17 protein-coding genes are annotated in these 22,817 nt (G+C 48.9%); 6 read left to right on the top strand and 11 right to left on the bottom strand.

Annotated features, from left to right (window positions below; genetic code table 11):
- Positions 1 to 6 precede the first annotated feature (6 nt).
- On the bottom strand, positions 7 to 2,313 hold the full coding sequence (locus tag ACZMIG_RS05175) for a TonB-dependent receptor domain-containing protein (protein ID WP_487889195.1): 2,307 nt from the start codon (positions 2,311 to 2,313) through the stop codon (positions 7 to 9).
- 162 nt (positions 2,314 to 2,475) lie between these two features.
- Here ACZMIG_RS05175 and ACZMIG_RS05170 point away from each other — a divergent pair, with 162 nt between their 5' ends.
- On the top strand, positions 2,476 to 3,009 hold the full coding sequence (locus ACZMIG_RS05170; RefSeq protein ID WP_021855525.1) for a hypothetical protein: 534 nt from the start codon (positions 2,476 to 2,478) through the stop codon (positions 3,007 to 3,009).
- Here the strand turns inward: ACZMIG_RS05170 and ACZMIG_RS05165 are convergent.
- The 4 genes from ACZMIG_RS05165 to ACZMIG_RS05150 form a co-directional block, all read right to left on the bottom strand.
- Positions 3,001 to 3,756: a helix-turn-helix transcriptional regulator gene (locus ACZMIG_RS05165; protein WP_021855526.1), complete on the bottom strand. Its 756-nt coding sequence runs from the start codon at positions 3,754 to 3,756 to the stop codon at positions 3,001 to 3,003. The two genes, ACZMIG_RS05170 and ACZMIG_RS05165, sit on opposite strands and share 9 nt — an antisense overlap.
- A gap of 195 nt (positions 3,757 to 3,951) precedes the next feature.
- A complete protein-coding gene (locus ACZMIG_RS05160) occupies positions 3,952 to 4,467 on the bottom strand; it encodes a TlpA family protein disulfide reductase (RefSeq protein WP_287602807.1) in 516 nt (171 codons plus the stop codon).
- 85 nt (positions 4,468 to 4,552) lie between these two features.
- Complete coding sequence (locus tag ACZMIG_RS05155) at positions 4,553 to 6,232, bottom strand: ABC transporter ATP-binding protein (RefSeq protein ID WP_487889194.1); 1,680 nt, start codon at positions 6,230 to 6,232, stop codon at positions 4,553 to 4,555.
- A gap of 88 nt (positions 6,233 to 6,320) precedes the next feature.
- Positions 6,321 to 7,208, bottom strand: a complete 888-nt coding sequence (locus tag ACZMIG_RS05150) for an NAD kinase (RefSeq protein WP_021855529.1) — start codon at positions 7,206 to 7,208, stop codon at positions 6,321 to 6,323.
- Positions 7,209 to 7,418: 210 nt separating this feature from the next.
- Between ACZMIG_RS05150 and ACZMIG_RS05145 the strand changes: the two genes are divergently transcribed.
- The 5 genes from ACZMIG_RS05145 (at position 7,419) to ACZMIG_RS05125 (ending at position 12,987) form a co-directional block, all read left to right on the top strand.
- Positions 7,419 to 8,132 (top strand): pyridoxine 5'-phosphate synthase, encoded by a 714-nt coding sequence (locus tag ACZMIG_RS05145; protein ID WP_125104947.1) that lies wholly within the window; start codon positions 7,419 to 7,421, stop codon positions 8,130 to 8,132.
- Positions 8,133 to 8,187: 55 nt separating this feature from the next.
- On the top strand, positions 8,188 to 8,751 hold the full coding sequence (locus tag ACZMIG_RS05140; RefSeq protein ID WP_021855531.1) for a DJ-1 family glyoxalase III: 564 nt from the start codon (positions 8,188 to 8,190) through the stop codon (positions 8,749 to 8,751).
- 226 nt (positions 8,752 to 8,977) lie between these two features.
- Positions 8,978 to 9,643: a 2-C-methyl-D-erythritol 4-phosphate cytidylyltransferase gene (locus ACZMIG_RS05135; protein ID WP_487889193.1), complete on the top strand. Its 666-nt coding sequence runs from the start codon at positions 8,978 to 8,980 to the stop codon at positions 9,641 to 9,643.
- Positions 9,644 to 9,699: 56 nt separating this feature from the next.
- Positions 9,700 to 11,799: an ATP-dependent DNA helicase RecG gene (recG, locus tag ACZMIG_RS05130; protein ID WP_288950678.1), complete on the top strand. Its 2,100-nt coding sequence runs from the start codon at positions 9,700 to 9,702 to the stop codon at positions 11,797 to 11,799.
- A gap of 246 nt (positions 11,800 to 12,045) precedes the next feature.
- Entirely contained in the window at positions 12,046 to 12,987 is a 942-nt protein-coding gene (locus ACZMIG_RS05125; protein ID WP_487889192.1) for a peptidoglycan DD-metalloendopeptidase family protein, read from the top strand.
- Between the two features lie 337 nt (positions 12,988 to 13,324).
- On the opposite strand, the gene ACZMIG_RS05120 is transcribed toward ACZMIG_RS05125, so the two are convergent.
- From ACZMIG_RS05120 to ACZMIG_RS05095, 6 genes are all read right to left on the bottom strand, one after another.
- Complete coding sequence (locus tag ACZMIG_RS05120; protein ID WP_487889191.1) at positions 13,325 to 14,119, bottom strand: glycosyltransferase family 2 protein; 795 nt, start codon at positions 14,117 to 14,119, stop codon at positions 13,325 to 13,327.
- Complete coding sequence (locus ACZMIG_RS05115) at positions 14,116 to 15,393, bottom strand: glycosyltransferase family 4 protein (protein ID WP_053399021.1); 1,278 nt, start codon at positions 15,391 to 15,393, stop codon at positions 14,116 to 14,118. Before ACZMIG_RS05115 ends, ACZMIG_RS05120 begins: the two co-directional genes overlap by 4 nt.
- Before the next feature lie 1,175 nt (positions 15,394 to 16,568).
- Positions 16,569 to 17,054: a 2-C-methyl-D-erythritol 2,4-cyclodiphosphate synthase gene (gene ispF / locus ACZMIG_RS05110; RefSeq protein ID WP_021855538.1), complete on the bottom strand. Its 486-nt coding sequence runs from the start codon at positions 17,052 to 17,054 to the stop codon at positions 16,569 to 16,571.
- A 114-nt stretch (positions 17,055 to 17,168) separates the two neighbouring features.
- Positions 17,169 to 18,350, bottom strand: coding sequence for a type IX secretion system outer membrane channel protein PorV (porV, locus tag ACZMIG_RS05105; RefSeq protein WP_021855539.1), 1,182 nt, complete (start codon positions 18,348 to 18,350; stop codon positions 17,169 to 17,171).
- Between the two features lie 213 nt (positions 18,351 to 18,563).
- Positions 18,564 to 22,127, bottom strand: coding sequence for a type IX secretion system sortase PorU (gene porU, locus ACZMIG_RS05100; protein WP_487889190.1), 3,564 nt, complete (start codon positions 22,125 to 22,127; stop codon positions 18,564 to 18,566).
- Positions 22,124 to 22,741: a fumarylacetoacetate hydrolase family protein gene (locus ACZMIG_RS05095; protein ID WP_021855541.1), complete on the bottom strand. Its 618-nt coding sequence runs from the start codon at positions 22,739 to 22,741 to the stop codon at positions 22,124 to 22,126. The genes porU and ACZMIG_RS05095 overlap by 4 nt, the downstream gene beginning before the upstream one ends.
- Between the last annotated feature and the right edge of the window lie 76 nt (positions 22,742 to 22,817).

Raw genomic sequence — 22,817 nt, 5'->3', positions numbered from 1 at the left:
TATAATTTAAAAACGGTTCATTTCATTTACTCCTGCTCCTTGTCCACGGTACCTGTCTCGTGTCGAGTTAAAGGTGTATTGCAGAGTAAGCATAAAAGTACGGTTATTGGTTGTATTGAGCTTATAAATAGAAACATCTTTGCTCATGAGTGTTACATCACGATTGCTTTTGTTGAATATATCATTGGCCTCAATTGTTATGCTGAAACGATTATTGAAAAAAGCTTTATACAGTTTTGCATTGAGATAAGATGATGATTTCTGATACGTATTGTCGCTGTTTCCTGCACTCATCCATTGCATATCCACATTCATCCAAATATCAAAAGGCAGATGAACTGCATTTTGAAATTGCACAAGACCGATGGGGTTTTCCAACCTCTTACGACCATTTGAATATTCTATGGCCAGCCATTGTTTCATAATTCCCATGTTGACTCTCGGTTGCCATATACCAACATTAAACTGCCCACCTACAAAAGCCTGTAAGCCTTGAATTTTAGAGAAATTATCCATTGTTATAAGTTTTATCTCGCCATCATCACCATACGGACAAGTGGTGTTCATTATCGGGTCTTTCTTATAGGTATAGGTAATCTGACCGAAGAACTGATGCCATGCTCCCATTAGCTCCAAAGAATGTATTTTCTCCTGTTTAAGAAATGGATTGCCACTTTCAAGAGTAAACCGGTTAATATAGTCCACAGTACCGTCAAGATCTGCATATTCCGGACGTTGTGTCTTGTGTGTATAACTTATGGAGAGCTGTACATTCTTAATCTTAGTTGACAGCGATAACGATGGAAAAAGATTGTTATAACTTCTACTTTGATCGTCTTTTTTCTGGCCATTATCAAAATAATCAAAATTCACATGTTCATATCGTAAACCCACGTTGACATTAAAATTTCTGAAAGACTGGCCTATTTCAAAAAATCCGGCAATATTGTTTTCTTCCACGTTAGAAGCTGAGCTATCAATTATTGATGCATCTGTAATGTAATCAGACGAGAAGCGTGAAGATGTATATTCCTCTCCTATTTCTATTCCTCCTTTCCATAGCGGATAACTGAAAACAAGTCTTTCGGCAAACAGGTGGCTTCTATTTGCCCCGATGGAGTTGACAATAGAGTTATCCTGATTCTCGCTTGTCTCATCGTTCCACATATTCGTCCTGCTTTTGCGCCACATATAATCCATATTGAAGTCTATTCCAAGTTTGCCTATTTCACCATTGTAATAGAGATTTGCATGGTGTTTGGGGAGTATGTTATTTCTAGTGCGGCCAAGCATTACCAGATTATCATAAAGCATATCATCAGTAAATATTTGACTGATACCAATATGTTCTGTCTTTTGTTTCGTAAAACCATTAGAATAATAAGCTCCTATGGAATGATTTTCACTGAACATATATGAAAAGCCTGCTTTTCCAAAGAACTCATTTGTACACATATTTCCATCTTGAGCCAACGTCTGATTCCATATTACGGAAGACTGTGTGAGCATATCAACTTCGTTGCTACTTTGGAATTTACCCCACATATAGCCGAAATTGCCAAATAATTCAAGTCCGCCTGTACGGAATTTGAAGTTTGCTTGGTCAACGGTACGAAAATATTTTTGCATAACACCCTGTGTCCGAATAGTCATGCCAAAGCCGTCACCTTGAGGTCGTTTTGTTTGAATACGAATAACTGATTTTACCGAGGCATCATATTTTGCTCCAGGATTTGTTATTACTTCAATATTTTTAATATCTGCAGAACTCAACTGAGATAGTTGCGTAAGATCCATGACTTCACGACCATTTATATAAATAGCAGGAGAACCCTTACCAAATACTTCGAAATTACCATCACGTCCAAGAACCATAGGGACTTGTGTAAGAACATCATTTGCCGTACCTGCATGCTCAAGTTGAGAGCCTGCCACATTAGTGACAAGGACATCTCCTTTCATCGTTGTTACAGGGCGGTTTGCTTTTACAACCACCTCTCCCAGCATTACATTCTCCGTATTAAGCGTAATTATGCCCAGATTCCCAGAAGATGGAATGACAACAAGTTTGTCTGCATAGCCAATTGAAGACAATTTTAACAATTCGGCATTACTCTGTTCTTCACTGAAAAGGAAAATCCCATTTTCGTCAGTAACTGTACCTGTTATATAGGTAGAATCGGCTCTTAGTAGAACCACGTTAACAAAGCCAAGAGGAGAATTGTTTTCGTCCATAACCTTGCCAGTTATACTTTGAGCCATTGCTGTAACCGAAGTAACAGCCATAACAATTAATGTGAATATTGTTTTCATATTAAATTGATTATTGGTTTTTGATACAAAATTACAGCCGTCGTAAACTCTTTGCAATACCCAAAAGTATACAAATGTGTTTATTGGTAAAAAAATACACTTTTAGGTATGGCATATCGTCGAAGATAGACATAATTTTGCACCTCAAAAATAATAAAGAATATGACAAATGAAGAAATACGCCTTATTTCAGACTATAGGATTGTGATTGCTGGATCTACCGATTTTACAAACAACATTAAGACCGAATTGTATAAATCCGGTTTCAAGTCAATTACCATTATTTCATCAACAGACTGGTATCCAGATACTGTCTCTGTTGATATGATTATAGAGTATGTGGGTGATTGTATTTCCGGTTTAAAGGACAACATTTCAATACCTATAATATATCCTTTTGATTTTGTATATGGTGCAGGAGCAATTGTAATAAAACCTGACGACAAGAATGAATTACATCACAAAAGTGATATGCGCTTTTGGGTTGCTGAATATATGGCCGGTTATTGTGCTTTCTGGAATATAGAAGGATGCGAGTGGTTATATTCTGCCCTTTCGGCAATAAGAGAAGGCAAAACAAGTGAGGCTGCTCTGAAAACAGCGGCGCACGTCTGTGCACGGATAGCTGTCAACATCGCCGTTAATCGCAAAGTAAAATATTTTCCAAAATTCTACCTTTGCAGGAACTTAGATTAGTTTGTTGTTCGTGGCCGCGGCTATGGCTTCAGAGATATTACGTACATCAAGTTTCTCAAATATGCGTTGTCGATATTTCTTTATCGTGTCGGGAGACAAGCATAGTTTATCTGCAATCTCCACCATAGTATATCCCTGCATGGAAAGTGTAAGTACAGATTTTTCTCCATCTGTAAGCGTAGGAATCTGTTTTCTTTTCCATTTGCGAGAAACGGTATTATACTCAAAGAAATCAGATGTACCTATATGGTGCATCTCTATATGTCCAGCATCGGTATGTGTTGCCGCCGACACTACGCATAATGCAAGCCATACACGACCGTCGGAAGTGAGTCTAAGTGGTGTCAGCTTATGATTGACAAGGATTTTTCGTCCTTTGTTGAGAATATGAAAGTCGTATGAGATATACCAATCCTTGCGTTCCTCAACTGGGATATCATTGTAGAAAGCAAAACCTGTTCTATTTATACTCAACAACAATGACAGCTCATTTTCCGGAACATAATCGAGATAAAATCGGTAGCCTAACTCTCTCACACGCTCCTGTGATTGTCCACACAGAAACATAGGATTGGGTGACACATACAAAAAATTCTGCTTGAAATAATCGATGATATAGACACTCTGATAAGATATTCGCGAAAATGCCTCGACCGAACGGATGCATTCATCCACTCGGCTATAATCAAGTTCCTCTGAAAATTTAACCTCGTTGTCGGGTATGAAAAATTCGTCTGACTTATTCATATTAAAATGCGAAATATTAGACATGGAACAAATATACGAAATCCCATGAATTTTCCAGCAATATTTATGATTTATTATTTATTTGTCTTGCCGTCGGCCTTTCCATGGCATAAGCTCTATTCATGCAAAAAAAGCAGACGGCAAGACGCTCTGTATAAAACGATAACCCAACAGGATTATGATGAACGGTTCAGTTTAAAGCTCGTGAAGCTCTTTCAGCTTGTCAGCCATTTTCTCTATCATAACCGTTGACAGGATGATCTTGCCCTGGCGGTCGATAAGATACATGGCAGGAATCCACTTGATTTTATACATCTGCGAAATTTGGGTTTCCTTCCATTTCTTCAGTTCGCTGACGTTGAGCCAGTCCATGCCGTTGGCCTCAACATAGTTTTTCCAATTTTCTTTTTTGTCGTCGAACGACACACTTACAAACTTGATGCGCTCGCCGTATTTGGCATAAAGTTCCTTCAGCATGGGCACATCCTTTCGGCAGTCGGGACACCACGAAGCCCAGAAGTCGAGCACGACATAGTTTCCGCGCAACTGGCTCAGCGTGTGTTCTGTGCCGTTGATGTCCTTCAGAGTGAAGTCGGGAGCCTCAGTTCCGGGCTTCAGCAGTTCGGTGGCATAGCGCGAGTCGGCATCCTGAGCCGCAGCGCCAAGGACAGTCATGATGGCGAAAGCCGCCATAAAGATAAGTTTTTTCATAACGCTAAAATTTATTTTGGTTAATAAAATTCACTACAAACATCATGCCTGAACGAGAGCAGATGTGCAGGCACGACACGAAGAGTCAGAGCCGCTCCATGCGCAGCACACGGTCGCAATAGTCTACCACGGCCATGCGGTGGGTTACAAAGATGATGGTGCGCTGTCTGTCTGCCAGCAGATTGGCCAGCAGGCGGCGTTCTGTGTCAGGGTCGAGCGAGCTTGTTGCCTCGTCGAAGAGCACCACGCTGCCGTCGCGCAGCAGTGCCCGGGCTATGGCTATGCGCTGCGCCTGACCTTCGCTCAGTCCCCCGCCCGACTCAGAGCATACGGTGTCGAGCCCGTCGGGCAGCTCGCTGACAAAGTCGGCACAGGCACGATGAAGGGCGTTGAGCATATCATCGTCAGTGGCCGAAAGGTTTCCAAGCCTCAGATTGTCACGAATGGTGCCGCTCAGCAGCGTGTTGCCCTGCGGCACATATACAAAGTTGCAGCGCGTGAGCGACGACAACTGGTAGCTTTCGCCTCGTCCGTTGTATATCACGGCGCGTCCCGAGTCAGGGCGTATCAGGGCAAGAATCATGCGCACAAGAGTGGTCTTGCCGGTGCCGGTCTCGCCGAGCACGGCAGTACAGCTGCCCGGAGTGAAGTCGAACGAAAAGTTATTCATTATCTCGCGTTCGCCGTCGGCATAGGCATAAGCTACATTCTCAAAGCGCACGCCCACTCCACCGTCGGCAGCTACATGCAGCGGGGCGCCCTGCTCCTCAAGCGGATTTTCCTCAAGTTCCATGAGCCGTTCTGCCGCCGTGAGCACCGACACAAACTGAGGAACAAGCTTTGTCAGATTGCGTGCCGGCCCTTGTATGCGCGCCACGAGCTGCAGAAAGGCCGTCATGCCGCCGAAAGACAGCGTGTGTCCGTACATCCTTATGGCTCCCCACAGAAAGGCGATAAGATAGCCTGCCGCAAAGCCGAAGTTGAGGACAAAGCTCGAAAACAGCGAGAAGGCCGTGCGCCTTACCACATTATGCCGCAGTTCGCTCTGCGTTGCCTCTAGCCGCTCCACCATGGCGTCATCCTTTTCAAGAGTCTTTATGAGCATGCGGTTCTGTATGGTTTCCTGCAGCACGCTCTGCACGCGGCTGTCGCAGTTGCGAACGTTGCGCGTAAGACTGCGCATGCGCCCCACGTAGAGCCTGCTGACAAGCATAAACAGAGGCAGCATTATCACGATGACAACGGCCAGCATGGCGTCCATCGAGAACAGATAGAAAAACGAGCCGAGAAAAAGAGCCACCACCGAAAGCGTGTTGGGCATGGTTTCGGTAAGAAACTCCACTACAGTCCTAACGTCAAGCTCAAGCCTGTTGAGCACGTCGCCGCTGTGCATGCTGTCGCGTCCGCGCCACTCTGAGCGCAGTATGCGGTCGAGCATGTGCTGCTGCATGCGGTTCTGCGCCTTTATGCCGAGAATGTTTCTCACCCATACCGAAGCTATGCTGACGCCAAAGTCGCAAAGCACAAACACGCCCATAAGCGCCACTGCCGCATAGAGCGAGCCGCTGCGGACATGAGATGCCACGTCGATGGCATTCTGAACAGCCCACACGGACATCAAGCTGGCAGCCACGCCGAGCAGTCCGAGCGCGGCGTTGAGCACGGCCTGAAGCCGGTTGCCGCGCCAAGCGTGCCACAACCAGCGCAAAATAGCCTTGACGGGATATTTGCTTTGGGGTATTCTCAACAGGTTCTTTATCTTCATAAGCTTCTGCTAAAGGTGCTTCCGGGTATGCTGCAGACACCACGCCGGAATGCGAGGCTGATGTCAGCATACTGGTGCGGAGATGTTGTCAGCCGCGCGTGTCGGCTCCCCACATCATCTTCTGGCGCAAGGTGGAGAAGTATTTCTGACTGCTGCGCTTCACGATTTTTATGTTGTATGGTGCCTTGCGTATGGTGAGCCGTGTCTTCTCGCTGCACTTTGCCGACTGTCCGTCGACGGCAATGAGGAAGTTATGGTTACGGCTCTCCACGGTGAGAGTTATTTCAGAGTCGTCTGAAATCACCATCGGCCTGATGTTCAGGCTGTGCGGAGCCACCGGCGTAAGGCACAGGATGCCCGTCTGCGGCACGATGATAGGTCCGCCGTTCGACAGCGAATAGGCCGTTGAGCCTGTAGGAGTGCTGACTATGAGTCCGTCGGCCTGATATGTAACGAGATACTCGCCGTTGATGCTTGTGCGTATTGATATCATCGAGGCATTGTCGCGCTTCAGCACGGCTATGTCGTTGAGCGCATGGCTCACACCCGGCAGAGGCTTGCCGTCGGCCTCAACGCATATTACCGAATGGTTCTCCAGCGTGTAGTCGCCGCGATAGAGCGAGTCGAGCGCGCTCTCGGCTTCGGTAGGCACGATGTCTGCCAGGAATCCGAGCCGGCCCATATTGACTCCAAGTATTGGTATATTCTTGCTTCCTACGAGCCCCGCCGCACGCAACAGCGTGCCGTCGCCGCCCATAGATATGACGAAATCAGCCATGAAGTTGCCTCCCTCAAACACTTCAACGGAGCCAGGCGACAGTCGTCCGGTGCTTACAAGAAAGTCGTAAAAAAGTTTTTCAACGCACACTTCAGCGCCGCGGCGCGTGAGATACGACATTATATCCCGGATGTTAGCCGACTTCTTTGCCTGATAGATATTTCCAAATAGTGCGAATTTAAACTTGCGCGACCCCATAATTTTAAGCTTTTAAATTTCTTTTTTAGTACAGGATGCAGAAAAATGACAAACATTTAGTAACTTTGCCAATGAATAAATTTATCTGCAAAGATGTCACAAGCCTCGTATGACAACAGCCAGAAAGCCGCCTGCACAAGGCTTGTCATATGCAAAATTACATCATTTTGCGGAATAACAGATACTGCTAACTAAATAAATTTGTAAAAAATGACGAAATTAAGCGTAAACATCAACAAGGTGGCTACAATACGCAACGCACGCGGAGGCAACAATCCCGACGTGCTGAAAGTGGCCGTTGATTGTGAAAAGTTTGGCGCGCAAGGCATCACCGTGCATCCACGTCCTGACGAAAGACACATCAGATACCAGGACGTAAGAGACATCAAACCACTGATAACAACAGAGTTTAACATAGAGGGCAACCCAATTGACAAATATATTAAGCTGGTGCTCGAGGTGAAGCCCACCCAGGTAACACTTGTGCCCGATGCTGACAACCAGATAACGAGCAACCACGGATGGGACACAGTGGCCAACAAGGGCTTTCTGACCGACGTGATAGGACAGTTTAAGGAGGCAGGCATCAGAACGTCGATATTCGTCGATGCCGAGCCTAAGATGGTTGAAGCGGCACGTATGTGCGGCACCGACAGAATAGAGCTTTACACTGAGCCATACGCAGCAGGCTATGAGGCCAACCGCGAAGAGGCGATAAAGCCGTTCGTAGAGGCGGCAGAAGTGGCAAGAGAAGTGGGGCTTGGCCTCAACGCAGGACACGACCTCAGTCTGCAGAACCTGACCTATTTCCATCAGAACATTCCATGGCTCGACGAAGTCAGCATAGGGCACGCACTGATATGCGATGCGCTGTATTTCGGTCTTGAAGACACGATAAAGAGATATCTGGCTTGCCTGAAATAAGGCTATGCCATCATTATACAAATAAACGTTTAAACCTTAAAATTCAGAAAACCACATGGCTAAAGTTTATGAATTCCTGGCTACAGGCTTCGAAGAGATTGAAGCCCTCATACCATTAGATATTATGCGCCGCGCAGGCGTTGAGTTTAAAACCGTGAGCGTTACAGGCGCAAAGGAAGTTGAATCGGCACACGGAGTGAAAATCACTGCCGACCTGCTGTTTGAAGAGGCTGACCTCAGCGACGCCGACCTGCTCATGCTGCCGGGCGGACTGCCGGGAGCAACCAACCTCAACGAGCATGTTGGAGTAAAGAAGTCTCTCATAGAGCAGAACCGCAAGGGCAAGATGATCGGTGCAATATGTGCCGCACCTATGGTGCTTGGCGGAATTGGTCTGCTGAGGGGCAAGCGTGCCACATGTTATCCCGGATTCGAGAAATATCTTGATGAAGCAGAATACACACACGAACTGTGCACAGTAGACGGCAACATCACTACCGGAGAAGGTCCGGCAGCCACCCTGCCCTATGCCTACACACTGCTCGAGGCTCTTACCGACCATAAGACAGCCGACAGCGTGGCCGAAGGCATGATGTTCAAGCATCTCATGATGAAATAACAACAACCGGCTCATCAGCCCGGATACGGCAGCAAGACTTGTATTCGGGCTGATGAATATATAAGCACGGATTAGCCCCCGTGGCGGCGTGTATGCATGATGCGGAACACATACATCTGGCCTGCATCTGAAGATATAGCCTGCATGGGCACAGCAGCACGCCCATACACACATAGAAAACTTACTGACAATAAGACAAAACAAGAAGAATCACAAGAAGAATATTATGGACTATGTTGTAATCGTTGCCGGAGGCAAAGGATTGAGAATGGGCTCTGACATACCAAAGCAATTCTTGCCTGTCAACGGATTTCCTGTCCTTATGCACACAATAAAAAGATTCAAAGAATACAGCACCACGCTGAAAATAATACTTGTGCTGCCTAAGGAACAACAGGAATATTGGCACGAACTGTGCAAGAAATATCACTTCGCTGCTGAATATCAGATAGCAGACGGAGGCGAGACACGCTTCCACTCAGTCAGAAACGGACTGGCATGTATACCCGACGACGAAACAGGAGTGGTTGGCATACACGACGGTGTGCGCCCGTTCCCGTCGATTGAGGTGATATCCAACTGCTATGAAACAGCAAGAACACGCAAGGCCGTGGTGCCGGTTACGCCCGTAGTAGAGACCCTGATACATCTCAACACCGAAAACAAGAGCACCACCGTGCCAAGACAGGAGTATCGCCTTGTCCAGACGCCGCAGACCTTTGACATACAGCTGCTGAAGGAGGCATACAAGCAGCCCTACCGTGAGGACTTCACCGACGACGCCTCTGTGGCAGAAAGCATCGGGCAAAGTCCGACGCTCATAGAGGGCAACCGCGAGAACATAAAGATAACCACTCCGTTCGACCTGCTTATAGCAAGGGTGCTGGCGTAGATAATTTGCTGACATAATATTTTCATCTAATCTGAAACATCTCTCAAAACGCGACAATGCTCGACATATTAGACCAGGACATACAGTATCTTCCGGGCGTAGGCCCAAGGCGCAAGACTCTGCTCAGTAAGGAACTGGGCATCAGCACCTATAAGGAACTGCTTGAATATTACCCCTACAAATATGTCGACCGCAGCCGCATATACCGCATAAATGAACTTTCGGGCGACATGCCCTTCGTTCAGATACGTGCAAGAATACTGAGTTTTGAGACTTTCGAGATGGGGTTCCACCGCACAAGGGTCGTGGCACATGTGTCAGACGGAACCGGAGTGGCAGACATCGTGTGGTTTTCGGGAGCAAAATACATCATCAGCCACTATAAACTTTCTACCGACTACATAATATTCGGCAGACCTACCGTGTTCAACGGGCGCTACCAGTTTGCACATCCCGACATTGATCCGGCATCAGAAATGCAGCTATCACAGATGGGACTGCAGCCGTATTATGTAACTACGGAAAACATGAAGAAGACGGGCATGACGTCGAGAGCCATCGAAAAGCTCATAAAAAGCATGCTCGACAACATGAAAGAACCGCTCAGGGAAACCCTGCCCGACTTCATAACCAAGCCGCTGAACATGATATCAAGGGACGAGGCGTTCAGAAAAATACACAACCCCAAAACGCCCGACGACATGAGCAAGGCCCGCTACCGTCTGAAGTTCGAAGAGCTTTTCTATGTTCAGCTCAACATTCTGCGATACGCCAGCGACCACAGGCGCAAATATCGCGGCTATATATTCAGCCGTGTAGGCAAGACGTTCAACGACTTTTACTTCAACAACCTTCCTTTTCCGCTCACAGGCGCACAGAAACGTGTCATTAAGGAAATAAGGAAAGACATGGGCTCGGGACAGCAGATGAACCGTCTGCTGCAGGGCGACGTGGGCAGCGGCAAGACGCTCGTGGCACTGATGTCCATGCTCATCGCCATCGACAACGGCTTTCAGGCCTGCATAATGGCACCGACAGAAATTCTGGCGGAACAGCACCTTGCCACAATACAGGGAATGCTCGGCGGAATGGACGTAAACGTAGAACTGCTGACCGGCATGGTGAAAGGCAAGAGGCGCAAGGCCGTGCTGGAAGGACTGGCCAACGGAAGCGTAAACATACTGGTGGGCACCCATGCCGTCATCGAAGACACCGTGCAGTTTGCACGCCTCGGCTTTGTAGTCGTAGACGAGCAACACAGATTCGGAGTGGCACAGAGGGCACGGCTATGGAACAAGAGCGACAACCCGCCGCACGTGCTGGTCATGACAGCCACGCCTATTCCGCGAACGCTGGCAATGACCATATACGGCGACCTGGACGTGAGCGTCATAGACGAACTGCCGCCGGGACGCAAGCCTGTAGTGACAATACATAAATATGACGACCAGACAACAAGCCTGTATAACGGAATAAGGAAACAGATCAACGAAGGGCGTCAGGTATATATCGTGTTCCCGCTGATAAAAGAAAGCGAGAAGATAGATCTCAAGAATCTTGAAGACGGATTTGAAGGACTCAAAGAAGCGTTTCCCGAATTCAGGCTGAGCAAGGTTCACGGCAAGATGAAGCCGGCTGAAAAAGAAGAGGAGATGAAGCACTTTGTGTCCGGCGAGACCCAGATACTCGTGGCCACCACCGTAATTGAGGTAGGCGTAAACGTGCCGAATGCATCAGTGATGGTAATACTCAACGCCGAACGCTTCGGCCTGTCACAGCTGCATCAGCTGCGCGGCCGTGTAGGACGAGGAGCCGACCAGTCATACTGCATACTTGTAAGCAAGCGCAAGTTAAGCGAAGAGACACGCAAGCGAATAGACATAATGTGCGACACCAACGACGGATTCAGGATTGCAGAAGCCGACCTGAAGCTGCGTGGCCCCGGAGACCTTGAAGGCACACAGCAAAGCGGAATGGCCTTCGACCTCAAGATAGCCGACATTGCGCGCGACGGTCAGCTGGTGCAGCTGGCACGCGACGAGGCACAGAAAATAATTGACAAAGACCCCATGTGTCAGAAGCAGGAATATGCCATGCTATGGAAAAGGCTTGACTCACTGCGCAAAACAAACATAAACTGGTCTGCCATTTCATAGATATTTTAACTAAAATGCTAACAATATGAATATCAACCAGTTAGTATTAGTTAAATTAGGGACACCTTGCATGCCAGTTTGTTAAAGTGTCCATAAAGTTGTTAAACCGGAAAACAACTATCACACTTTTTTATTATCTTTGCAAAGGTTTTTATGATAGGCCGGAAAATTTTTATCTGTTGATTTTTTTCTGACTATCGCCCGCGGCAGCCTCCGCACTTTTATCTTAACCAAGAACAATAAATTATGTATTTAATAAAAAGAACAATAAAGACATTAGCATTTACGGCATTATTTACCCTTACGGCAGTAACGGCATCAGCCCAGGACCTGCTGGCCCGCCAGGCACCTATCGACAGAAAGATGAAGGCGGTTGACACTTTAGCCCTTAAAAACATAATACAGAGAGAACAGACCGGCTCCCCTTCGGCACAGCTTTACAAGGAATGGAGCAACAAATATGCTCACCGCGCCACAACCCTTCCCGATTCTTTTCCTATTAACCTCAAGCACTTCTGCATGCCTACGACAAGCAAAGTCATAACGTCTAACTTCGGACGTCGCTGGGGCCGCATGCACAAAGGTATCGATGTGAAGGTTTATATCGGCGACACAATACGTGCCGCATTCAGCGGAAAAGTAAGAATAGTAAGATACGAAGCCAACGGATATGGCAACTATGTGGTTATACGCCACTATAACGGACTTGAGACTATATACGGACACATGTCTAAACACCTGGTTGAAGAAAACCAGACGGTAAAAGCCGGAGAGCCCATCGGACTTGGCGGAAACACAGGACGAAGCACAGGTTCTCACCTCCACTTTGAGACACGTCTCTGCGGCGTAGCCCTCAACCCGGCACTCATGTTCGACTTCAAGAACCAGGACGTAACAGGCGATACATATATGTTCCGCCGCGACACTTACGACAACGACTCAAGACTTGCAAACAAGGAAAGAGGAAAAGACGACAACGAATATGCATCAGCAGAGAACAGTTCATCGTCTGACAAGAGAAGCAGAAACAACGACAGCGGCGACATACGCTATCATAAGGTTAAACGCGGAGAGACTCTGTCGAGCATCGCAAAGAAGCGCAACACAACTATCGAGGAGCTCTGCAAGCTTAACCACATAACAAAGAAGATGCGCATACGTCCCGGACAGATCTTAAGATACTCATAATTGTTAATGTCTATAAATGTCAAGCGGCTGTCAGCATTATGCTGGCAACCGCTTTTTTTATTCCAATCGGTCATCAGGCAGGCTGAAAGCATGAATACACAAAATTGATAAAGCTATGTGCGGTCTAATGACCGACTGGGGTTTATGTTTTTTGCCAGACATACCTGTTTTTGTCGCCTGTCTGAATCTGCATTTTCCTGATACAGCCGCAATGCCTGCGAAAAAGCAGACGGCAGCACTTCCGATATAAGAAGGCTATACTTTCTATATAAAACAACAATACGCCCAAATCAGCATGACCGATTTGGGCGTAATTTATAACTGATATTTCTGATTCTTATTTTTTTATCACCGCACGTATGACAAACCAGGCATGCATGACGATAGTGGTAAAAAGTCCGTAATGACGGCTCATAACATCAAAACGTTCAAGAAGCGAGGCCCTGTGGTTCTTTGTCGACTGCCCCTCACGCTGATAGTCGGCAATGGTGGCATGAACGTTCACCAGTGGCAGCGACTCTTTCTCTGCTTCTTTCATAATTTTTATACACCAGTCAACATCTGCCGAAAAACGATAACGCAAGTCGTAAGGAACCTTCTGCGCCAAATCAGTGCGCGCATAAAAAGCCTGATGGCACACAAGCATACCATGACGGAAAGAGCGCCACGTGAGTTTTTCTGGCGGTGTAAGCCTGCGCCGGCTCATATAGTTGCCGTCATTATCCACCCAGTCGGTGTCGCCATACAACACTCCCGGCAGCGGTTTTCCTTCGCTGCTGCACTCTTCAAGACGTGCGTTGGCAGCAATAACATCCAACGTATCGGCCGACGGGAAGAAGTCTCCGGCATTGAGGAAACACACATAATCGCCCGTAGCCAGCCGGCGCCCTTTGTTCATGGCGTCATACAGTCCCTTGTCAGGTTCGGAAACTATCCTCACCTCATGGCCGTTGCAGGCTGCATTTGAAGCCTTTTTATATTCTTCTGCCAAATTCTGCGTGCCGTCAGACGAAGCCCCGTCTATAATAAGATGCTCCACTGCCGCATAAGTCTGCCTCGCAACGCTGTCAGCCGTGCGCATAAACACATCGGCCGCATTATACGTAATTGTTACAATCGTAAACTTTATCATAATCTGTAATGCCTGTAAGCCCTGGCCTGGTTATAAACCTCGATATACTTCATCGCCACGCTCTGCTGCGAATAGCTTATTGAAACCTTTTTCACCGCATTGTCGCTCAGCTCGTCATAGTCGGCTTCAGAGAGCACCCATCGCATGCCTTCTGCCAGATCTTCGGCACTCTTGTATTCAGCCACATACCCATTCTTGCGGTGATCTATCATCTCCGGGATGCCGCCCGACTTAAATCCTACGCACGGCACGCCGCAGGCCATAGCCTCCATTATAGTGTTAGGCAGGTTATCTTCAAGCGAAGGCAGCACAAACAAGTCGGCCGCGTTATACACATCTATAATCTTCCGTTGGTCGCTGACATAGCCGAGCGGACACACCGGAAAAGCCAGCTTGTCGGCATAGTCTTCCGAGTGGCCTCCAAGGATAACTATGCTCGTGTTTTCCTTCATCTCAGGGCAACGCTCTGCCATAATCTCGCAGGCACGCACCATATAGTCCATACCCTTGCGCTTGTCTGTTATGCGCTGTGATACGACCAGAATAAGACGTCTGTCAATAGGCAGCGACAGACGCATGCGTGCCTCGCGCTTGTCAGCCGGCTTATATTCGCGCGTATCTATTGGGTTAGGTATGCTGACCACCTGCTTTCCCGTCAGCAGCCTGCTGCCGCGCACGGCTGAACACAGCCATTTGCTGCACGTAACAAAGAATATGTTGCGCGACGACCACACCTTGGCCTTGCGCCTCCATATCTTTGCCGAGAGGTCGTTGGCAGAGCCTCCGCCGGGCAGATACTGACAGTTATGACATCCCGTGGTCTTATAATAGTTACATTTGCGGGTGTAGTGACATATACCCGTAGCCGGCCAGAAGTCGTGCATTGTCCACACTACAGGCTTTCCGCTGTCGATAATCTTGCGTATATCCTTTATCGAGAGCATGCCCTGGTTTATCCAGCTCAGATGTATCACGTCGGCTTCCTTAAACTCGCGCATGCGAGTTATGTCCGTGCCGGCATTTGCTATGTCAACCTCAAAGAGATGCTTCCGTGAAAAGTGCATGTGACAGAAAATGCACCATCGCTCCCACAGGAAGTTCCAACGCTGCCATATACCTTTAGGCAGCTCCACCACCGTGATGTCCGAAGTCTCCTTGTCGCGCACCAGCATCTTAGCCTTAACGCCATTATTGTTAAGAGCCTCCATTAGCCGGTTGGCAGCCACGGCGGCGCCTCCGGTCTTCTCGCTTGTATTTACGATTAGCACCCGCATTGTTCAAAATGTTTATGTTTTTTATTGCAAACACAAAATTAAAATAAAATACTTATTCTACCAAATTTAACGGCTGTTTATATGCTGTTATCGCACACAATTTATTGATTTGCGTCAAGAAAAGCGTCTTTGATTGCAAAAAGACACGTACAAGTATTGACAGATAACGTTTTTCGCCGTATCTTTGCAGCATCAAAAGGTTAATAAATTGTTTAGGTTAGTAAATAGTATTAGTTTAAGGTAAAGTTTTCATGATTATTTAGGATGACAAAGGAGGCCGTGAGGTTCCCTTTCGAATCGAAAAAGGTTTTTTAGTTAAACATATTTTTAATACGCTGCAGCTTGCTGAAAGTTGCAGCGTGTTTTTTATACTCACAAAAGTTCCAAACAGGCATAGCTTCAGTCAGTCATTAGACCGTTTTTATCTATTCTGTACATTCATGCTTTCAGTCCGTATCCTTGCTTTATATAGGCGTTTTTTGTGCTACGTGATGTGCAGCAAAAAGAGACTACGACATAAACAATAGCGCACAAATTCAGACAGCCCGTAGGGCTACACTTTTGTAACCGGGTGTGGCGAAGCTCAGCGAAGCCACGCCCGGTTGTTCTGCTAAGATAAGCATGCACCCGAAGAGGTGCTACTTTAAAACATGTTTTCTAAGTGAGTGTTTTTTATAACAAGTATCACCACTTCGGGTGATTTCCCATGTTTATGCATCCGTGGGTGTGCCACCCACGGTTACTGAAATATAGCCCTTCGGGCATCTCTTACCAGATGTGCCGGTTGATTTACAATTATCGTGCAAACGAGAGCAGAAGCAAATTATATTTGGTTATGCCGAGCGCAGCCGACAATCAATAAAATTAATTTGCCGGAATAAAATATAAGAACCAACGGTCAGCGAAGCTAATTTTTCAATCCGATTGCTTCCTATTGCAGATTTATAGGTAGGAGTTGCGGATCAAAGATCCTGATATTCGATGCTGTCGGATCGCAGATCCGACAGAACATTAGCCTTGCTGTTTCTCTACAATTCTTATATTCAATGCTGCCGAAATTTCAATCCAAATGCTTCCTATGTATAATTTATTATAGGTAAGAGTTGCGGATCAAAGATCCTTATATTCAATGCAGCCGAACTACTGACCGAATTCCAATAACAGATTTGCTATGATCAGTCGTCCTTGCGTTCTATCAGCACCACGGCATAAGCGCTTATGCCCTCTTCACGACCCGTAAATCCAAGTTTCTCGGTTGTAGTAGCCTTTATGGATATGTTGTCCTCGTCGGTGCCTATAACTTCTGCAAGGCATGCCTTTATGGCCGGCACATGCGGATTGATCTTAGGGCGCTCGGCACACACTGTGGCGTCGATGTTGCCTACCACATATCCTTTGCCGGCAATAAGTTCAACGGTCTTGCGCAGCAGCACCTTGCTGTCTATATTGAGTGTGTCGGCCGATGTATCAGGAAAATGATAGCCTATATCACGCATATTGGCAGCACCGAGCAGTGCGTCGCATATAGCATGTATAAGCACGTCGGCATCGCTGTGTCCCAGCAGTCCCATGCTGTGCTCTATCTTTATTCCTCCGAGCCACAGGTCACGGCCCTCAACAAGTCTGTGAACGTCAAATCCAAATCCGGTTCTAATCTTCATAATCGTTTATTTTAGTTCTGTTTTGCTATTCAATATGATAATGTAAAACAAGAAGTCGCATGGGCGCGTTATTTCGGGCTCATGCGACTTCTTGTTTTTCCTGCTCCCTTCGGTTTATCTGCGGAACAGGTCCTTTATGCCGTCCATGTCGAATCCGAGAGTGAAACGCAGTGTCTGGTCGAGCGGGTTGCTCTTTGCCGTTGCGATTACATAACCGCAGTCGAGCGAGAAGGCGCTCATGCGGAAACCGGCACCTACGGTGAAGTATTTACGGTTACCCTTGTTCTCCGACTCATGGTGATAACCGGCTCTCAGCGTAAACTTGTCGTTATACACATACTCAGCACCTACACTCCAGTTTATCTCCTGCAGCTCTTCCTTGAATCCGCCGGGAGCATCACCGAAGCTCTTGAATATACCCGATATGCTCGACACGTCGTAATATTCTTTCTGAACGCGCTGCTGATAGTCTTCTGTCGACTCGCCTTCCTCCTGCTTAGGATATGTAGGCACAAGGAGCTTGTTGGCATCTGCAGCTATGGTGAATCTGTTAAACTCGTCGATGGGCACCATCAGGGCAAGACCAAGACGCATGTTCGTCGGTATAAACTCGCTGTTGTCATCGCCTCCGAACGTAATCTTACTACCGATGTTGCTTATGTTGAGTCCGATGCCGAGCTGACACTCGCGCGCACCAATGTTTATATAGTCGTTATAGTAGCAGGCAATGTCGGCTGCAAACGCACTACCAGGCGACGTATCGTCCGTGTAGTCGTATGTAAGGTCTGAGTAGATCCATCTTACGGCAGCAGCCAAAGAGAACTTCTCGCTCAGCATAAGCGAGTAAGCCACGTCGAACGACATTTCATAAGGGTTAATCGTCATGCCGTTGCTCTCGCCTGTCGTGCTGTCATAGTTGGTCATAACCTCACCCAGCGAGAAATATCTCAACGATGCCGACACGGCACTGTAGTCGCCAATGCGGTAATATCCTGACAGATAAGCAAGGTCCATGTCGCTTACGAGCTGACGCAGCCACGGCGTATAGTTGAGCGACACTCCTGCACGGCTTATACAGAAAGGATACTTGGCAGGGTTCCAATATTGCGAGTTGACATCAGGGTCGGTAGCCACACCGACATCACCCATACCGGCGGCACGTGCGTCGGGGGCTATCATCTGTGAAGTTACTGAGGTGTTAACCGGATTAAACATGTCCAGCTTGTCCTGAGCAAAGGCTCCGGCCGAGGCCACAGCAAGCATCAATGTCAACAATATTCTTTGACTATTCTTCATTCTTTGTCTTTATTTCTTTTTCTGTAATGATTATGCAACTAAAAAACTTTTGTCATGCGCAGAAGCGACATGCGCCTTGATATAATAACCGCTTTTCTCTCATTTTATTGTGTAGTGCGGTCATTAATGCCACATTTAGCGCCGCTATGCCTTATTGTTCCGGCTGCCGCCATGCAGTGTCAGACATGGCGCGTCACCGGTGCGGCTGCCGTGTCAGCGCGATATGATAATCAACTTCTTTGCCTTCGACACCATGTCGCTGCCGCTGCCGCCAATCTTCACGCGGTAGATATAGACGCCCGTCTGCAGCTTGCCGCCGTTGCTGCCCGTCAGGTCCCAGTCTACGGTATAGTTGTTGTTTGCCGACACACCGCTCTCCTTGTGTTTCCACAGAGGACGGCCGCTCATGTCGAACACCTCAATCTCCACGTCAAGGTTGCTTCCGGCGCGGTCGTGGTTGATGATAAACGTTGTCGACGTTCTGGCGGGGTTGGCCGTGCAGTTGATGTCTATCAGACCGGGGCGCAGACCGCTGACCACGTTGAACGTAAGTTCGGTGGTGGTCAGGTTGTTCATTATGTCCCATGCCTTAAACCTGAGCGTGTGCATGCCCGGCTCAAGCTCCGGTATGCTGTAGTATGTCGAGCCGCTGGTGTAGCTGCCGAAGTCGTAGCTGAAGTTGTCGTTCAGCACGTATGTCTTGTCGGCATCGCCGTCTATGGTCAGCATAAGGTCGTGGCCTATGCCGCTGCCCGTGGTGTTTATTCCGTCCTTGTCGGTTATCTCGGCCACGAAATAAGGCGTTGGATTTACGTTGCCGCCGTTGACAAAGGTCGGAGAGTTAAGATAGCAGTAGACAGACGGGCCTATGCCGTCGTTGTCGAGCGAGCCTGTTCCGCCCACGATGAAGTCTTCGCTGTAGCCATTCACGGCATCGCCCGTGTCGCCGTTTATTGCAAACACGTTTATCAGTCCGCTCTCGTCGCTGTAGTCGATGTCCTTGCCCACGGCAAACGACATGCTGAACTTGCCTGCCCTCACGCTGTCGGTGCCGTTGAACAGGGTGTTTGAGCGGTCGTAATATTCAAACGGAGTGCTTGCTCCCTCGCTCGACGTGTTGTTAAGCTTGCACACAACGAGCTTCTCGGCGTCTCTCACGGTCAGCGTGGCCACGCCTCTGAAGGCCTCGTCTATGCTGCCCGACGCTCCCTCTATGTGTCCTTTCACTGTGGCCACGGAGCCTGCCTTGAGCTGAGGCAGAGTCTCGGCAGAAGCCAGGGGCACGCCGTTGATGCTGTCTACCACCACTCTCATCTGCGGCAGGTTGAGCTTCAGGGCGGGGTCGCCCAGCAGCGAATATTGCAGCTTGTTCTCCGTCTTGTCGGCACCAGACTCTATAAGGTCGTTCTTGGCCAGGCGCTGCGCCTCGCCTATAGTGACATAGGTGCCGTTCTGCGGGGTGAGCAGGGCCTTAAGATAGGCACGGTTGATAGCCCTGTTGCGGTCTACCCACACCGTTCTCGTTGTTCCGTAGAATGCCACCGCACCGCCGTTGCTGTTGAGCACCGCCGTCTCGCCGATGTTCTGCTGCTGCGAGTCGAAGGGCATGATGTCGCACGACGCCGTTATCCACAGCGGCAGGTTGGCGTTGCTGAAGCCGGAAAAGTCGGTCAGCGTGAGCACACGCTCATGCGATATCTGGTCGGCACGTCCGTGTCCGCTGTAGTTCATTATCAGCGCGCCGGCGCTTTGCTGCTGCTTTATTATCTTGGTCACGTCGGGATATGTGTTTCCGGTAGACGTCGTTACGCAGGTGTATGCGTCCCACATGACGCGCTTTACCTGAATGGCGGGATTGATGCCCTCAACCACCTTTGCCATTTCGTCGGCATCGCTCATGTGCTGGTTGTTGTTGCCGTCGTCGCCCATAAACATCATCACGTTCTGCCAGCTGCCGGCATTTTTGTTCTCGGCGTAGCTTATGGTCTTGTCAACCATTATCTTTGCTTCTTCTGCGGTGCGCACGGGGAAGCGCCCCACAGCCATGTCGAGCTTGTCGGTCTTCGGATTGCCGCCCTCGCCGTCGTCTAACAGGCAGAAGAATCCGTCGTCAACGTAGCAGTCGGTGGCGCTGAATGAGTTTTCGCTCTCATTACACAGCAGGAAATCGTCCTGACTGAGACTCGAACACTCTTGCGTGTTCATGCGGTTGTCCCACACGCAGTCGCCAAACAGCAGCAGGTGCGACGGCATGTCGGCCTCTGTCTCGGCGCGGTCGTAGAGCATCTTCAGATAGCGGCGGTATGCGTTGGCGTCGGGCGTACCGCTCGAAAATTCGTTATACAGTTCGTCGGCCGGCACTATGCGCACTCTCATGCCGTCTTTCTCCTCGTGCAGTTCCTTTATGCGCTGCGCCTGAGCCGTAAGAGCGGCAGAGGTGGGCACTATGATTATCATGTCGGCAGCCTCGTCGGCATGATGGTTCTGGTTGGTTATGTTATACACATATTCGGGCACGCTGAACTCACGTCCGCTCAACGTGGGGCACGGGCGCGGCTCGTCCTGCGTTACGCTGATATAGTCGAGCCTTGCCGGACCGCCCGATACGGTGGTTATCGTTACCGTGTCCGACGGCGACGCGTAGGCATTGCTGTAGGTCATGTTGACCGACTTGCCGTGGTCATATTCGCCGAATGTCATGCTGAACGTGCGCGTGTCTGACCCGTTAATCTTTATCTGCACCGTGGTGGCCTGTCCTGCGGTGACGCTGGCATAGACCTTACGTATGCCCTGACACGGCGAAGAGTTCTCCAGGATATATGTCTTCGACGTTCCTGCGCTTATCGGCGTGTTCTCATAAAGGTTGCGTCCGCCCTGATACCATGCATAATTGTCTATCTCGTGCAGGAAGTGATAGTCGTCGGCAGAGGGATAGAACGAGTCTACAAAGGCTGTGCTGTCAACGGTGAGCGGCTCGCCGTCGCTCTCGGTAAGGAAGTAGTAGCCGTAGTCGGAGTAAGGATTGCGGGTGCGCGTGGTTGTTGTGTTGCTGCTCCACGACACCGGTCCCTGCGCATGGAACAGCCTGCGGCCGTCAACATAGCATGTGGGCACCTCCTTCAGGTCGTCATACTTTATCAGGTCGTCTGCTTCGAGACTTTCATTCTGCAGCGCGCCGCCGTAGCCATACACCTTTACGCGGCTCATGTCGCTGAATCCGGCGCGGCGTATCAGCGCGTCGGTTATCTGATATATGCCCGTAGAGGGCACGCGTATCTTTGCCCAGCGGCCTTCGGCCAGCACCGACTTGGCGGCATAGCGGCCGGCAGGACTTACGGCTTCGGCTCTCGAGGCTGTCCTGAGGGCAGCGTTCTTAGGCTTAGCCTCAACGTCTATCATAAAGCTCACCAGCTTCTGCCACTTGCCCCCGCGCTTTACCACCGGCACAAACGACACCTCGATGCGTCCGCGCTTGCGCTCCGTAACCACGTTGACCTCCAGCTCCGGCATTTCGGGCATGTTGTCGCCGGCAATCTTCAGGCAGCGCTCTACGTCGCCGCTGCTCATCTCGTAAAATTCGGGATATTCAATCTTTACCGTATATACAGAGTCGGCCCATGCGCCGCCGAGCGGCAGCGAACAGGCAAAGCGCGGCAGCACGCTGTCTATCTTAACCTCGTCGGCAGTGAGGTTAAAAAACTTCTGCACACTGCTGCCCATGATGTTGCAGCAGCAGAGCAGCGCGATAACCGACAATAATATTTTTCTCTTTGTCATTTAACGTTAAACTCCAATACCTTGCGGTCTTCAAGCCAGCCCGTAAGGTGGTCATCAATATGAACGGGGCCCACTCCGGCCGGAGTGCCCGTATAAAGGATGTCGCCGGTCTTCAGCGTGAACCATTGACTTATGTAGGCTATTATCTCGTCTACCTTGAAGAGCATGTCGCTCGAGCAGCCTTCCTGAACGGTGTTGCCGTTGATGTCGAGGCGGAAATGTATTGCCTGTATGTCGCGAAACTTCTCTATGCTCACCCATTCGCCTATTGCAGCCGAGCCGTCGAAGCCCTTGCACAAATCCCACGGCTTGCCTTCGGCGCGCAGCTTGTTCTGCAGGTCGCGGGCGGTGAAGTCGATGCCCACGGTTACGGCGTCGTAGTATCTGTGGGCGAAGCGCTGCGGTATGCTCTTGCCCAGGCGGCAGATGCGCACCACCAGCTCTGTCTCATAGTCGATGCGTCCGAGCTCGTCGGGCAGGAAAAACGGCTTGCTGTCTTTTAGCAGAGCTGAGTCGGCCTTTGTAAATATCACAGGCTCTTCCGGTTTATATAACGTTCCATCCAGCTCTTTATTGTGCTGGATATAGTTCATTCCTACGGCAAAAATCTTCATAATCTGATACTTGTTTATACTTTATCCTAATAACACGGCGCCAGCGTCTCTGCAACAACTATCCATACCCGCACCG

It is taken from the genome of Xylanibacter sp. (genome assembly GCF_057607445.1).
This window is presented reverse-complemented; position numbering and strand designations above follow the sequence as displayed.

Excerpts from the sequence above, each read along its gene's own strand:
- ACZMIG_RS05095 (WP_021855541.1), bottom strand. The coding sequence starts at position 22,741 with ATGAAGATTTTTGCCGTAGGAATGAACTATATCCAGCACAATAAAGAG.
- ACZMIG_RS05165 (WP_021855526.1), bottom strand. The coding sequence starts at position 3,756 with ATGAATAAGTCAGACGAATTTTTCATACCCGACAACGAGGTTAAATTT.
- ACZMIG_RS05145 (WP_125104947.1), top strand. The coding sequence starts at position 7,419 with ATGACGAAATTAAGCGTAAACATCAACAAGGTGGCTACAATACGCAAC.
- ispF (WP_021855538.1), bottom strand. The coding sequence starts at position 17,054 with ATGAAGATTAGAACCGGATTTGGATTTGACGTTCACAGACTTGTTGAG.
- ACZMIG_RS05155 (WP_487889194.1), bottom strand. The coding sequence starts at position 6,232 with ATGAAGATAAAGAACCTGTTGAGAATACCCCAAAGCAAATATCCCGTC.
- ACZMIG_RS05135 (WP_487889193.1), top strand. The coding sequence starts at position 8,978 with ATGGACTATGTTGTAATCGTTGCCGGAGGCAAAGGATTGAGAATGGGC.
- porV (WP_021855539.1), bottom strand. The coding sequence starts at position 18,350 with ATGAAGAATAGTCAAAGAATATTGTTGACATTGATGCTTGCTGTGGCC.
- ACZMIG_RS05175 (WP_487889195.1), bottom strand. The coding sequence starts at position 2,313 with ATGAAAACAATATTCACATTAATTGTTATGGCTGTTACTTCGGTTACA.
- ACZMIG_RS05120 (WP_487889191.1), bottom strand. The coding sequence starts at position 14,119 with ATGATAAAGTTTACGATTGTAACAATTACGTATAATGCGGCCGATGTG.
- ACZMIG_RS05160 (WP_287602807.1), bottom strand. The coding sequence starts at position 4,467 with ATGAAAAAACTTATCTTTATGGCGGCTTTCGCCATCATGACTGTCCTT.
- porU (WP_487889190.1), bottom strand. The coding sequence starts at position 22,127 with ATGACAAAGAGAAAAATATTATTGTCGGTTATCGCGCTGCTCTGCTGC.
- ACZMIG_RS05125 (WP_487889192.1), top strand. The coding sequence starts at position 12,046 with ATGTATTTAATAAAAAGAACAATAAAGACATTAGCATTTACGGCATTA.
- ACZMIG_RS05115 (WP_053399021.1), bottom strand. The coding sequence starts at position 15,393 with ATGCGGGTGCTAATCGTAAATACAAGCGAGAAGACCGGAGGCGCCGCC.
- ACZMIG_RS05150 (WP_021855529.1), bottom strand. The coding sequence starts at position 7,208 with ATGGGGTCGCGCAAGTTTAAATTCGCACTATTTGGAAATATCTATCAG.
- ACZMIG_RS05140 (WP_021855531.1), top strand. The coding sequence starts at position 8,188 with ATGGCTAAAGTTTATGAATTCCTGGCTACAGGCTTCGAAGAGATTGAA.
- ACZMIG_RS05170 (WP_021855525.1), top strand. The coding sequence starts at position 2,476 with ATGACAAATGAAGAAATACGCCTTATTTCAGACTATAGGATTGTGATT.
- recG (WP_288950678.1), top strand. The coding sequence starts at position 9,700 with ATGCTCGACATATTAGACCAGGACATACAGTATCTTCCGGGCGTAGGC.